The organism is Agaribacterium sp. ZY112 (assembly GCF_041346925.1).
Lineage (GTDB): Bacteria > Pseudomonadota > Gammaproteobacteria > Pseudomonadales > Cellvibrionaceae > Agaribacterium.
Genome location: NZ_CP166840.1, coordinates 4,151,892 through 4,163,549, shown reverse-complemented (window position 1 = coordinate 4,163,549; position 11,658 = coordinate 4,151,892). Strand labels below are relative to the sequence as shown.

The following is an 11,658-nucleotide window of genomic DNA, read 5'->3' as shown; positions in this document are numbered from 1 at the left end:
TTTGATTGGTTACTGGTTAAATAAACGGCTTACAAAGCGCCCGTGTGGAAGGTCTTCATACGGGCGTTTTTAGTTGTGATTATTGTTGTCCACTGCGTTTTTTGGTGAAGCGAGTCGCTTGAGCTTGCACAGGATCATCTGGCCAAGGGTGTTTGGGGTAACGACCTCTCATTTCTTTTTTTACTTGCTCGTAGCTGTTTTGCCAAAAGCCAACGAGGTCTTGCGTAATTTGCAGGGGGCGTTGGGCGGGGCTCAACAAGTGCAACATCAAAGGCAGTTGGCCTTTTAAGATACTGGGGCCCTGCTGCCAGCCAAACATCTCTTGTAATTTACAGGCGAGTACGGGAGGTGACTGGCTGTAATCAATACTGTATTGGTTACCTGAGGCAACGCCGATGCGCTCTGGGCACAGTTCATTTAAGGCGCTTTGCTGGGCCCAATTAAGTCGTTGTTTTAATAGCGGCTCAAGCTTTATTTTTTTGAGTTCACTTAGGCGCTTTACCTTAGTAAGACTTGGCGCGAGCCAAAGCTCAAGCTCTTGTAATAAATCACTTTCAGTAAAACTAGGCCAGTCTTTACTTTCAAGCTGAAACGCGGCAAGCAAAGAGGCTTTATGTTTAAGCAGTTCGGCACGGGCTTGCAGGTTGATACAGCCGTCATCCCAATTAAGTATGTGTAAGCCTTGCTTGCGAATAAAATTAAGTAGCGCTTCACGGCGCTGCTCATCACTTACCTTCTTTTGCTGCTCACTGCCGATTAACAAAGCCCCTACATAAGATTCTTTTAAAGCAATAAAGCGGTCTTGATCGGCCTGCCATTCAAAGCGGTGCTGTTTGTGACAGAGCGCTTTAAGTTCGTTTTTTAATAAAAGCTCTGGCAGTTCAATCGCAGCGTAGATACGGTCAACGCTTTGTTCAGCATGACCGCCAAGTTCAGCAATAACGATATAGGGGCTGGCACTTAAGGCTTCGTTAGTGGCTAAGCTTGCTCGTCTTCCATTACTTAGCTTGTAGCTGCCTTGCTCAAGGTTTTGCAGCTTGGCGATTCGGTCAGGAAACGCACAGGCGAGCAGAAATGCCATGGCTTCTATGGGTTTGTCATACTCAGCTTGCATGCCTTTGCATAAGGATATAAAGCGTTTTTGCTGCTGCTTGATCTGATACCTAAAGCCTTGTATTTGCTTGTTAGCCGCTTGTTTCTTGCTATGCGTGCTGGCAGGCAGCTGCAGCTCGTTAAGTAGGGCTTGTAGATCGGCGCCTGCAAAGTTTGGGCGACGGTTTTCACTTAATACGGCTGCCAATAAAGCAGCTTCAGATAGGCATTGGTGCTGAGCTGCACGCAGCAACATATAGGCAAAGCGGGGGTGGCAGGGTAGCTTGGCCATGGTTTGGCCTTGGGGAGTAAGCTTGTTGTGCTCATCAATGGCTTCAAGTTTTTGTAGTAAATCGACAGCTTGCTGAAACATACCTTCGCGGGGCTGGTCGAGTAACTCTAACTCGCTTGGGCTTTGTAGCCCCCAGCTAAAGAGCTGCAAGGCAAAGTTACACAAATCGGCCTGTAATATTTCGGCTTGGCTGTGCTCGACTAGGCTGCTTTGTTCGTCTTCGGGCCATAAGCGCCAACAGCTTCCCGGGCCGAGGCGGCCTGCTCGTCCCGCTCGCTGTATCGCTGATGCCTTGCTAATACGTTGGGTGTGCAAACGGCTCATGGCGTTGCGAGCATCGTATTGGGCGCTGCGATGTAAGCCGCTGTCGATAACAAGGCTGATGCCATCAATGGTTAAGCTGGTTTCAGCTATATCCGTTGCCAAAACAACTTTGCGTAAGCTTTGTTGAGCTTGCTGGCTTAAAGGTTCAATAGCTCGCCGCTGCTCCTCTAAGCTTAAACCGCCATGCAGCGGTAATAGTTCAAAACCGCTGGCCATATTTTTACTTTGCAGCAAGCTATTGAGTGCGCTTAAGCAATCGCGAATTTCTCGCTGTCCAGGTAAAAAAACAAGGCAGTTGCCCTCGTTTTTAGATAGGGCTTCAAAGCAGGCCTGGGCAATAGCTTCTGCAAAACCATAAGTTCGTTTAATCGTGTGAGGATAATAATGGATCTCAACAGGATAGCTGCGCCCTTGGCTCTGCACCGTGGGGGCATCGTTTAAAAAGTGGCTAAGTACTTGGCTATTTAGGGTGGCCGACATTAACAGTAATTTAAGCGCAGGACCTTCATCACGAAGCAGGCTTTGACACTGTAAGCTCAAGGCAAGGCCAAGGTCGCTCTCTAGGTTGCGCTCATGGAACTCATCGAAGATGACAAGGCCAACACCTTCTAAGCTCGGGTCTTGTTGTAGCCAGCGAGTCAATACGCCCTCTGTTACAACAAGTATGCGAGTACTTACACTGCTACGGTTTTCTTGGCGAATACGATAGCCAACCTGCTGGCCACAGGGCTCGTTTAAGCTAGCAGCCATACGTTCGGCGGCGGCACGTGCGGCCACCCGCCTAGGTTCAAGCATGACAATAAGTTGTTCTTCGAGCCACTCTTCTTGCATGAGCTCTAGCGGCACAACCGTGGTTTTACCGGCCCCAGGTTCAGCTTCAAGGATGACTTTATCGCTGCTGTTGAGCTTGTGTTTTAGCTCATCAATAACGCCATAGATAGGCAGTTCATTCATGGCTTATGGTCTTAATCAAACTGAAAACGCAACTTGGCATCAGTGAGTTTTAAGTCGGCCTCAAAGAGTTGCACGCCGTTTTCTGCAGAGGCTTTGGCGTACCATAGTGTATCGCGCCAATCACCGAGTACTAATCGAGTTTGTGCCTGTTGTTGATGTAAATTGGGCAGGTGGGTATGGCCCATAATAATCGTATTAATCGGACTGTATTTATTGAACCATTGTTGGATTAAGCCGGCATTGGCATCGTAACTGCGGTTACCACCGCGTTTGTGTGCGGCAATGCTATTAGCTCGAATCTTGTTGGCGATGTTTTTGCGGCGGCTACTTGGCAGGCATTTAAACAAGAACTGGAATAGCTTGTTACGGCTGATGCGGCGAAAACGACGATAGCCTACTTCATCAGTGCAGAACCAGTCTCCATGAGTTAACAAAGCCTCTTGGCCGTTAGGAAGTACCCACTTAGTTGGATCGTTTATAAGCTTGCAGCCAGTTCGTTTGGCAAAGGCAGGGCCTAGCATAAAGTCGCGATTGCCATGCATTAAGAAGAGCTTTACGCCACGCTGAGTAAGCGCTAACAACTGCTCTTCAATTGCTACATCACTTGGGCGGGCAAGATCATCCCCGATCCAAATTTCAAAAATATCACCAAGTAAGAGCAGGCTATCACCAGCTTTAGGCAGCTGACACAGGCGCGTAAATGCATCGATATGCTCGGGGCGGCTTTCACAGAAGTGGGTATCGGCAACAAACCAATGTGTTGGAACTGTACTCATAAATGCGTTACTGACTTTTATGGACCCAGTATTTACTGGCAAAGAAGTTATAGATAAACACCAAACCGGTCGCGCCGATCTGGGCGATTAGGTAATGAATAAAAGAATTTAAATAAGCCAAGGCAATGGCGTTGATCAACAGTCCCCCGCCGATCATAAGTACATAGCGTAGGCCGGCGTGTTTCCAAGGCGCCTTGCTATCAAAAACCAAGTAACGAGCGAGTAGGAAGTTCACAACCGCTGAGCAAATAAAGCCAATGCTACTGGCTAGCCAAGTTGGCCGCATTCCGAGTTCTACTAACCAAATCATAAGGGCGTAGTGAATAGCTGTTGCACCAAGGCCGCTAAGAAAGAAGCGTTGGAACTCTTTGTATATTTGATGCTGGCGCAGGCGGCTAAACCAGTGAGAGCCGCTTGAATCACTTGTCATAAACGTTAGATAAAAGGCTTTTGAGATAAAGCTTGCAGCATAACACAGAGCTGCAGCATAAGATGGGCAGGGATATAAAAGGCGGGCAGCAGAAATCTGTTGCCCAATCGATCAAGGGGGGGATTAAGTTTTAGGGTCTAATCAGCTCTAAAGCTAGTCCCACTCTAGGCCCCCTGCTTGGTATTCGGTGACGCGAGTTTCAAAGAAATTTTTCTCTTTGCGAATATTGGCTTGCTCATCGAGCCAAGGTAGAGCGCATTTTGCTCCAGGGAAAGGCTCAGGCAGGCCAAGTTGTTTGGCGCGGCGGTTGGCAATGTAGCGGAATTGTTCAATATGGTCTTCTGCGTTGTAACCAAAAACACCTTGTCGGCATATATAGTTGCCGTAGACTTTTTCTGCTGCTTCGGCTTCATCCCACATTTCTCTGATGGCCTGCATATCGAGTTCAATGTCATTCTCTATGAGGATCTGGCTGACAACACGAATACCAAAACCGGCATGTAGAATTTCATCACGCATAATGTATTGAAGTTGTTCGGCAGTGCCCTTCATCATGCCACGGCGCTGCAAACTGAAAATAGGGCTGAAACCGTTGTAGAACCAACAGCCCTCAAAGATCGCGGCAAAGAACATATAAGCCAAGACAAAATTGTGTAGTTCGTCTTTATCAGTCAGATCAATATCTGATCGCAAGACACTATGCAGGCGACGGTTGGCAATTTGAATCTTTTGGTTGATCTCAGGCACAACGCGGTAGCGGTTGTAAATCTCACTTTGGTCTAAGTTCAGTGTCTCGATACAGTGTTGGTAGGTCCATGTGTGTAAGCTTTCTTCATAGACTTGCCGGGCCTGATAAATTTGTAGCTCAGGCGCAGTCATTTTTTCCATCACCGCAAGGCCGACATTGCGCATGGCAAGAATATCTGAGGTGGTTAAGTACGAGAGTACGTTCTCATACATATGTCGTTCGGCATCATTGAGCTTGTGGTGATAGTCGTACACGTCTTGTGACATGTTGATATCAAGTGGGGTCCAGTGGTTTTTATTGGCGTTTAAAAAATATTCCCACGCCCAAGGGTAGGCAAAAGGAGCAAGTTGGTTGACGTCACTGACGCCATTGATAACACGCTTATCCGAGGCTTTTACTGCCTGCTGTGCCGTTCCCGCTTTTGCCCCGTTTTTTTGTTTTTCAGCTTCACGAAATTCTTTCGCAAGCGCTTCAGTATTGTCGCAGTCCCAATCTAGCACGGTGACTTTTCCCCATTCTCTGTTCATCTCAAGCCGAGCAATGTAGCGGGGTGGTTAAGGGGGCTCTTGATGTGGGTCAGTTAGCGGGGAATGTTACTTAGAACTTTCTGTGAACGCGTTATTCAGCACCTGCCAATCTCGTACCCATAGTGGCGCCGAGCCAATAAAATCTTCCACATCCATTGTTTGGTGAAGCTGTTCTAAACCTTGGTTGATAGCTTGCAGTATAAGCTCCGCTTGAAGGTGTTGTTTATCGATAAGGAAGTGGCGAGTACCCATGAGTTGCACTTTGACTCCTTTTAACGGTAGGTAACGCTGGCCGTGGATATCGATACTGAGATCTTGGCTTTGGGGGAACTTAAATAAAGTAAAGTCAGCACGTCCAGCAACAAGCATATTGTGTAAATTATCAAAAGCGGCAGCACTGTAGCTGAGCGGAGTAATGTCTTCGAGGGCTTTACGATCGGTTTTCCAGAAATCCACCGTGATGCCTCGTAGACCTTGAACGCTTTGAGCATCTTGAACTTGTTGTTGGGCGGGGTGCTCGGCCTTGGTGTAGAGGCCTTTTTCGAGCTTGCCTAAGCGAATCACGGCAGAGCTGATCAGTACTTCATTTGGATTGGCGTTACGCAACCATGTTGTTTCACCTAATATGTCCGCCGCGCCAGACTCAACCATGCGTATGGCACGGGCGTGGCTCGGTGTATCGACAATCTCTATTTTAAACTCTGCGCCAGCAGTATGTAGGGCGCGGCACAAAATCATCACCTCTAAAAAGCCTCTAGTGAGGTTGTGTTGAACAGGGGGCTGGTATTCGTAGCAAGCTTGTGTGGCGGTCGCGGCTTGCCACAGTGCTTTGCTTTTATGTACTGCAACCTTCAGAACGTGCTGTTGAGTCTCGGCTCGTTGATGCTGCTGGGGCTTGATTAAGCCTTCAATACTGATGCTTTGCGTATGGCCTGTTGATGCGAGCACAAGGCCAAAAAGCCAGCTGCTGAGAAGGTTTTTAGCCCACAGGTATTGGCGCTTCTGACTTAGTTGGTTTCGGCGGCGATTCATGGCCTTAGTATAGATGGCCTAATTCAAACAGTGTGTAACACTTATAACCAGCGTCTTACGCTGCGTTGATAACCTCGAAAGGCTTCATAAAAGCGTTCTTTTAAGGCCCGTTCTTCGGCTCGAATCTGAAATAAATCGATATAGATAACAAAAGCTAATGCAATGCCAAAACCGAGCACAGAGCGGAAGAATATAGCGGATGCTACCAGCAATAGAGCCATGCCTAAATACATCGGATTACGACTGAAACTAAATACGCCATGTGTGACTAGGCAGCGGCTGTTTTCAGGTCGCAAAGGGTTGATGGTGGTGTGGGCTTTGCTGAATTGGTATTTGGCAATCAGCATCAACGATATAGCAAGTGAGCCCAAAAGCAGGGCAGAGATTTTGGCTGCTTTCTCGGAAATGGCTAAAAAAGAGCCATTAAAAATGTAACTTAAAGGCGTGAGCGCCAAGCACAATAAGAACGGCGGAATAGGGTTTCGCATAAAACTGATCCATAGTTACATGCTAGTTAAATAGGGTCTATAAGGTAAGTAAGTACTTAACTTGGCTGCTTGCTTTAGACCTGAAGTAACTACTATAACCAATCGCCTTTTGAGTACAAACAACAAAATAGCACAAGCTACTGACGCCTTAACTTTTTATGGCTAGAATGCGCCACAAATAGCCAAGTCCTCAACTTGAGTATCAACAATGATAAATACTATTTCAGACCTATTTGGGCGCTCTCCTATTAAGCCCATTCAACAACATATGGCTTCTTCTGTCGCTGCCGCAGCCTTACTTCCTGATTATTTTAAAGCGGGTAGAGCTGGCGATTGGGAGCAAGCAAAAAGTGTCTATGATGAGATTACCAAGCTTGAGCATAAAGCAGATGAGCTTAAAGTAGAGATTCGTTTACACCTGCCCAAGAGCTTGTTTTTACCTGTGCCACGTCAAGACTTACTTGAACTGCTTACCGTACAGGACAAAGTCGCTAATACCGCTCGTGATATTGCCGGTTTAATGCTTGGCCGCAAGATGTGCTTTCCTGAAACCTTACAAGATGCAGTTGATGCTTACGTTGCTTCGGCTGTAGCCACGGCTAACGCGGCACTTAAAGCGGTTAATGAGCTAGATGAATTACTCGAGTTTGGCTTCAAAGGTAAAGAACTTGGCATCGTTGAATCGCTAGTCTCTGAGCTTAACGCTCAAGAGCATATTGCTGATGAGCATGAGCGTTCTTTGCGTTCCGCGCTATTTGCAGTAGAAACCGAACTGCCACCGGTTGAGGTTATGTTCCTCTACCGTGTGATTGAACAAATTGGGGCACTTGCAGACCGTGCTGAACGCGTAGGTAGCCGTTTGTTGTTGCTTGTTGCTCGTTAATTTTCTTTTATTTAGGTATTCATCATGACTGTTCTGGCTGATTACGGCACGATTTTATTAGTGCTGGCCTGTGTTTTTGGGATTTTCATGGCCTGGGGTGTGGGCGCAAATGACGTGGCTAATGCCATGGGAACATCCGTGGGTGCAGGCGCACTGACCGTTAAACAAGCGATTATTATTGCTATGATCTTCGAGTTTGCCGGCGCTTATTTAGCCGGTGGTGAAGTCACGGCAACTGTACGTAAAGGTATTATTGATCCGGCGGTGATGGCCGGAACACCGGAATTACTGGTTTACGGCATGCTCTCCGCACTATTGGCTGCGGGTACTTGGCTTTTAATTGCCTCGATGATGGGCTGGCCTGTTTCAACCACGCACAGCATTGTTGGCGCTATTGTTGGTTTTGCCGCTGTAGGCGTATCGTTCTCTGCTGTTGCTTGGGCTAAGGTGGGCACCATTGCGGCGAGTTGGGTGGTTTCACCTATCTTGGCGGGTACGATGTCTTTCGCTTTGTTTGTCAGTGTGCAAAAGCTGGTATTTAACAATAAGAACCCTTTAGCGGCTGCACGCCGTTATATTCCTGTTTATATGTTTGCCGTTGGTTTCCTCATCTCTATGGTAACCATGATCAAGGGCTTAAAGCATGTATTTAAAGCTGAAGGCGTAAATATTAGCTTTTTCCAAAGTGCCGGTGTTGCCGTTATTGGTGGTCTGATTGTGGCGGCGATTGGTGTCTATATGCTTAAACGTGTGAAACTAGATGCCGATACTGATGACAGTCGTTATGCCAATATTGAGAAAATCTTTGGTGTATTAATGATCTTCACCGCTTGTGCGATGGCCTTTGCTCACGGTTCCAACGATGTCGCTAACGCGGTTGGACCTCTTGCTGCGGTTGTTAGCACGATTCAAAGTGGTGCTATTGGTGCTAAATCTGCCCTACCAGGCTGGATCCTTCTCTTAGGTGGTGCCGGTATTGTGCTTGGTCTGGCGACTTATGGCTTTAAGGTGATGGCCACGATCGGTAAAAAGATTACCGAGCTGACTCCAAGTCGTGGTTTTGCTGCTGAGCTTGGTGCTGCGGCAACCGTGGTGCTCGCATCGGGGGTTGGTCTACCTATCTCTACTACTCACACCTTAGTGGGAGCTGTATTGGGCGTAGGCATGGCGCGAGGTATTGCGGCATTGAACTTGCGAGTTGTCGGCTCTATCTTTTTAAGTTGGATTGTAACGTTACCAGCCGGTGCGATTTTAGCAATTATCTTCTTTTATATCTTTAAGGCCATTTTCGGCGCTTAATCTGAGTGCGCGCTGGGCTTAACTGGCGCGCTTTTACATCTGCTAGTATCATGAATATATGGTACCTCAGCCCCACTCTATACATATCTCTAAGTTACGAGCCATATCTGGCTTCTCTCTGGTCGAAATACTTGCCGTTATGCTTGTCCTTGTTGCGCTGGCTGTGGTCGCGATTCCTAAGTTCGTCGAGTTAAGCAGTGCCTCTAGAAACAGCGCCTTAGAGGTGATTAATGGCGCCGCACAGTCAGCTAATGCCCTTGTGAAAGCCAAAGTATATGGGGGGGCTGATACCCGAGAGGTCCCCTCTCGAGATGATTTATTGGATGTCGATATGACCGGCGACGGCAACTATGATACCCGCCTAAAGTGGGGTTGGTTGGATAATACCGACATTCATAAATGGATAAACCTTTCTGATGACTTTGGACGCAATACCCAAGGCATCGATAAAACCTTTATCGGCTACGACTTAGATAACAATGGCACGGTGATAAATGATCGTTGTTACTTTCTTTATACTCAAGCCTCGGGTGCGGGGCGTTCTCCTGGTTATGAGGTTGTGGCGGATGGCTGCTAAGTTTTTTAGCCCTATAAGCTCAGCCTCAGCTGCTATACCAGCGCCAAACCAAAATACATTGTCAGTGCGCTTAGTACATTATCTACTGCAACTGATGCGAGAATTAAACCCATTACACGGCTAATGACACTTGCGCCGCCATCGCCTATTAAATTCTGCACGGCTTTTGATAAGCACAATAAAACAAGACTGATCAGTAAAATGCAAATAACGATACTGGTGGTCACCAATTGCTCTTTAAGCGAGTAGATATGATTATCTGTCTGCATGACCACCGCAAGCATGGCGCCGGGGGATGCCAAAGACGGTATCGCGATGGGGTAGACGGCGAGTTGGTAAGCATCGCTATCGGTGATCTGTTTCTTTTCTTCCCCGGGCTTGCCATCACCAAAGATCATTGTTAAAGCAAATAGAAACAATACCACGCCACCGGCTATTTGGAATGCGGCGAGTGAGATACCCATAGCGCCAAGTAATAGCTGGCCAAAAGCGACAAAACCAATCAGTGTAAGGCTTGCGATTAAGGTCGCTTTTAGTGCGATTTTTCGTTGCACCGTCGCTGACAGGCCGATGGTTGCGGCAATAAAAACAGGAATGGTACCAATAGGGTCGATCACAACCCAAAGAGAGACAAACTCTTTAATAATATCTTGCCAGTGAATCACAAAAGGTCCTTAGTGGTGGCTAGAACAAACAGTGAATCATAGCAGCAAAGTGTTACAACAGCTTCCGTTCAGTACCTGTTACTTTTACAAACGGTCTATGTCGCCCTAAGCTATTCGAACGAGTAATTTATGACGCAGATCATACTCTTTGCTTTGTTCTATAAAGCTTAGAATCATAGCCACGTATGATGATATTTTTTAAATGCATGAGGACGGACCAGCATGAAGCTTGAGTCTATTGCTTTACATCACGGCTATGAATCTGAAAGCAGTACCAAGGCTGCGGCAGTGCCCATTTATCAGACGACTTCCTACACCTTTGACAATACTCAGCACGGTGCAGACCTATTTGACTTAAAAGTGCCTGGTAATATTTACACTCGCATTATGAACCCAACTACGGATGTGCTAGAGCAGAGAGTAGCAGCGATGGAAGGTGGCATTGCTGCCTTGGCTTTAGCCTCAGGTATGGCTGCTATTACTTATGCCATTCAATGTTTGTGCGAGGTAGGGGATAACATTGTTAGTACCAGTGAGCTTTATGGTGGCACTTATAATTTATTTGCCCACACCTTGCCTAAGCAGGGTATAGAAGCACGACTGATTTCACACGATGATTTCAGTGGTTTTGAACAAGCGATTGATGATAAGACCAAGGCGGTGTTTTGTGAGTCGATAGGCAATCCTGCTGGTAATATTGTTGATATTCAGCGCTTAGCCAGCATTGCTCATAAACACGGCGTGCCATTAATTGTTGATAACACCGTAGCCACACCTATTTTGTGTCGACCGTTTGAGTTAGGAGCGGATATCGTTGTGCACTCACTCACCAAGTATATTGGTGGACACGGTACTTCGATAGGTGGTGCGATTGTTGACTCTGGGAAATTCGATTGGGCTGCAAGTAAAGCGCGTTTTCCTGTGTTTAATCAGCCAGACCCTTCCTATCACGGTGTTGTATATGTGGATGCTTTTGGTCCGGCGGCTTTTATTGGGCGTTGTCGTGTGGTGCCCTTACGTAATATGGGGGCGGCAATCTCTCCGCTGAATGCATTTCAGATTTTGCAGGGGCTAGAAACCTTAGCCTTACGTATAGAGCGCCACTGTGAAAATGCCGAAAAGCTTGCTCAGTTTTTACAACAGCACCCCAAGGTTAGCTGGGTTAATTATGCTGCTTTAGTAGATAGTGAGTATTATCAAAATTGTCAAAAAATCACGGGCGGCAAAGCATCGGGGATCTTGAGCTTTGGAATTTCGGGTGGGGCAGAAGCGGGCGCACGTTTTATTGATGCCTTAGTCATGATTTTACGCCTAGTAAACATTGGTGATGCGAAATCACTGGCTTGTCACCCCGCATCGACAACACATAGGCAGTTAAGCGAAAAAGAATTAAAAGAGGCGGGTGTGAGCCCGGACTTGGTAAGAATCTCTGTGGGGATTGAACATATTGACGATATCATTGCTGATGTAAGCCAGGCTTTAGATAAAGCCTAATAGTCTGAGATAAGAAACGATAAGCATAAGCTTTGCAATGAAACGCTTGCAGGTATGCGAACCTTGATACTCTGTAC

At 46.9% G+C, this 11,658-nt stretch carries 11 protein-coding genes; 4 read left to right on the top strand and 7 right to left on the bottom strand.

Annotation, left to right across the window (positions count from 1 at the left end):
- Positions 1–79: 79 nt before the first annotated feature.
- The 6 genes from hrpB to AB1S55_RS18070 form a co-directional block, all read right to left on the bottom strand.
- Positions 80–2,662, bottom strand: a complete 2,583-nt coding sequence (hrpB, locus tag AB1S55_RS18095; RefSeq protein ID WP_370979595.1) for an ATP-dependent helicase HrpB — start codon at positions 2,660–2,662, stop codon at positions 80–82.
- An 11-nt stretch (positions 2,663–2,673) separates the two neighbouring features.
- A complete protein-coding gene (locus tag AB1S55_RS18090; RefSeq protein WP_370979594.1) occupies positions 2,674–3,438 on the bottom strand; it encodes a UDP-2,3-diacylglucosamine diphosphatase in 765 nt (254 codons plus the stop codon).
- A 7-nt stretch (positions 3,439–3,445) separates the two neighbouring features.
- Positions 3,446–3,868, bottom strand: a complete 423-nt coding sequence (locus AB1S55_RS18085) for a GtrA family protein (protein ID WP_370979593.1) — start codon at positions 3,866–3,868, stop codon at positions 3,446–3,448.
- A 153-nt stretch (positions 3,869–4,021) separates the two neighbouring features.
- The gene (locus AB1S55_RS18080; RefSeq protein ID WP_370979592.1) at positions 4,022–5,143 is read right to left on the bottom strand and encodes a ribonucleotide-diphosphate reductase subunit beta; all 1,122 of its coding nucleotides are present in this window, start codon (positions 5,141–5,143) and stop codon (positions 4,022–4,024) included.
- 66 nt (positions 5,144–5,209) lie between these two features.
- A complete protein-coding gene (locus AB1S55_RS18075) occupies positions 5,210–6,175 on the bottom strand; it encodes a hypothetical protein (RefSeq protein ID WP_370979591.1) in 966 nt (321 codons plus the stop codon).
- 41 nt (positions 6,176–6,216) lie between these two features.
- A complete protein-coding gene (locus tag AB1S55_RS18070) occupies positions 6,217–6,663 on the bottom strand; it encodes an isoprenylcysteine carboxylmethyltransferase family protein (RefSeq protein ID WP_370979590.1) in 447 nt (148 codons plus the stop codon).
- A gap of 208 nt (positions 6,664–6,871) precedes the next feature.
- On the opposite strand from AB1S55_RS18070, the gene AB1S55_RS18065 reads away from it, so the two are divergent.
- Genes AB1S55_RS18065 through AB1S55_RS18055 form a run of 3 tightly spaced genes read left to right on the top strand, consistent with a single transcriptional unit; the run spans position 6,872 to position 9,422 of the window.
- On the top strand, positions 6,872–7,546 hold the full coding sequence (locus tag AB1S55_RS18065) for a TIGR00153 family protein (protein WP_370979589.1): 675 nt from the start codon (positions 6,872–6,874) through the stop codon (positions 7,544–7,546).
- A 24-nt stretch (positions 7,547–7,570) separates the two neighbouring features.
- Positions 7,571–8,845, top strand: coding sequence for an inorganic phosphate transporter (locus tag AB1S55_RS18060; protein ID WP_370979588.1), 1,275 nt, complete (start codon positions 7,571–7,573; stop codon positions 8,843–8,845).
- 58 nt (positions 8,846–8,903) lie between these two features.
- On the top strand, positions 8,904–9,422 hold the full coding sequence (locus AB1S55_RS18055) for a hypothetical protein (protein WP_370979587.1): 519 nt from the start codon (positions 8,904–8,906) through the stop codon (positions 9,420–9,422).
- Positions 9,423–9,454: 32 nt separating this feature from the next.
- Here the strand turns inward: AB1S55_RS18055 and AB1S55_RS18050 are convergent, their stop codons facing one another.
- Entirely contained in the window at positions 9,455–10,087 is a 633-nt protein-coding gene (locus AB1S55_RS18050) for a MarC family protein (RefSeq protein WP_370979586.1), read from the bottom strand.
- Between the two features lie 222 nt (positions 10,088–10,309).
- Here AB1S55_RS18050 and AB1S55_RS18045 point away from each other — a divergent pair, with 222 nt between their 5' ends.
- On the top strand, positions 10,310–11,581 hold the full coding sequence (locus AB1S55_RS18045) for an O-acetylhomoserine aminocarboxypropyltransferase/cysteine synthase family protein (protein WP_370979585.1): 1,272 nt from the start codon (positions 10,310–10,312) through the stop codon (positions 11,579–11,581).
- Positions 11,582–11,658: the final 77 nt, after the last annotated feature.

Bases quoted from the DNA above. Each gene is read 5' to 3' on its own strand.
- hrpB (WP_370979595.1), bottom strand. From the start codon at position 2,662: ATGAATGAACTGCCTATCTATGGCGTTATTGATGAGCTAAAACACAAG.
- AB1S55_RS18090 (WP_370979594.1), bottom strand. From the start codon at position 3,438: ATGAGTACAGTTCCAACACATTGGTTTGTTGCCGATACCCACTTCTGT.
- AB1S55_RS18085 (WP_370979593.1), bottom strand. From the start codon at position 3,868: ATGACAAGTGATTCAAGCGGCTCTCACTGGTTTAGCCGCCTGCGCCAG.
- AB1S55_RS18080 (WP_370979592.1), bottom strand. From the start codon at position 5,143: ATGAACAGAGAATGGGGAAAAGTCACCGTGCTAGATTGGGACTGCGAC.
- AB1S55_RS18075 (WP_370979591.1), bottom strand. From the start codon at position 6,175: ATGAATCGCCGCCGAAACCAACTAAGTCAGAAGCGCCAATACCTGTGG.
- AB1S55_RS18070 (WP_370979590.1), bottom strand. From the start codon at position 6,663: ATGCGAAACCCTATTCCGCCGTTCTTATTGTGCTTGGCGCTCACGCCT.
- AB1S55_RS18065 (WP_370979589.1), top strand. From the start codon at position 6,872: ATGATAAATACTATTTCAGACCTATTTGGGCGCTCTCCTATTAAGCCC.
- AB1S55_RS18060 (WP_370979588.1), top strand. From the start codon at position 7,571: ATGACTGTTCTGGCTGATTACGGCACGATTTTATTAGTGCTGGCCTGT.
- AB1S55_RS18055 (WP_370979587.1), top strand. From the start codon at position 8,904: ATGGTACCTCAGCCCCACTCTATACATATCTCTAAGTTACGAGCCATA.
- AB1S55_RS18045 (WP_370979585.1), top strand. From the start codon at position 10,310: ATGAAGCTTGAGTCTATTGCTTTACATCACGGCTATGAATCTGAAAGC.